We start from the raw sequence: 1,117 nt of genomic DNA on the forward strand, positions 1-1,117 counted from the left end.
AACAGATAAAGCTAAAACCTCTTAAAGAAATAAAAGCATCGATTATTGCTTGTCATGACTTTCAAATGGATCTGCATCAAAAGAAAATTTTAAAAAATTGTTCTATCAAAGACAATGAATGTTACTTTAAAGTGTTTGATTGTCAGCTCTCTGATGTAATTGAAATGTCAATCTTGAACGCTAATTACTTAGGAATGGTGATAGATGATGTAGACAGCTTGCATAATGCGCAACTACAGCCAATCTATCAAATGCTGGTGGCATGTCGTGAGATTACTAAGACAAGGTTCTTTGTCAGTAAATCTGGGACACGTACTGGTAAAGGCTTGCGTCATAAAGTAATTTCATCCATTTTTGATACGAAACATGTCAACCTAGACGAACTCTCAAATAAGGCAACGGCCGCAATGGCTTGGGCTGGATTTGATGGAGGGGAAATGTTACTGGTGACTGAATCAGGAGAAATTGGAAAGAGTTTAGAACGTTATTTGAAAATACTGGCTACTGAAAGCACATATCGTGGTCGAGGTATTGGCCAAAACTATGCGGATATTAATCTGACTGGTGTACTGTCTATTGATTCAAATGAAAAAGTATTATTTTCTTCTGAAATGAATAGCAGGGCTGTGAACATTGCTTTTAAGAATCGTCCAAAAAGAGAGACTGATAGCGAACGTGAATCAATCTTTGCACCCTACTGGGAGGCTTTCACTGAACAGCGAGTATCTGAGACCAGTCGAGAAGCAACGGCGCTTGCAGGAGTGGCTGCTTTATATTCTTCATTTGTCTATTGGAGACAGAATAAATTTAAGTTCAATTTCAAGCAAGTGGAAATGGATAACTTCAGTAGTGATCACTTTGATTTTGACGATGTGCAAATTTATATTATCGAGGAACACATCAAAGGGAACAAGACAATAATCAAAACGGATGAGGTTCAGAAGCTATTGAAAGAAACCTATTACGGTGCTGGAAGTCCTAAACGAAGAAAAGAAGCTCTTGATATTATTGGATATTTTGAAACGGTTCGTACATTTCCATCGCCGACCTGCTGCCCCGACCTGCAGATCACGCAGACCTACAAGTGGGACGGCGGCACGTTCGTCCGCACGAACAT

1 protein-coding gene is annotated in these 1,117 nt (G+C 39.3%); it reads left to right on the forward strand.

From position 1 onward, the window contains the following. Window positions 1-1,117: hypothetical protein (locus tag AB0O15_RS48040; RefSeq protein WP_364334963.1), on the forward strand; the 1,117-nt coding region annotated here is incomplete at both ends.

The sequence above is a fragment of the Actinoplanes sp. NPDC089786 genome, assembly GCF_040684855.1.
GTDB lineage: Bacteria > Actinomycetota > Actinomycetes > Mycobacteriales > Micromonosporaceae > Actinoplanes.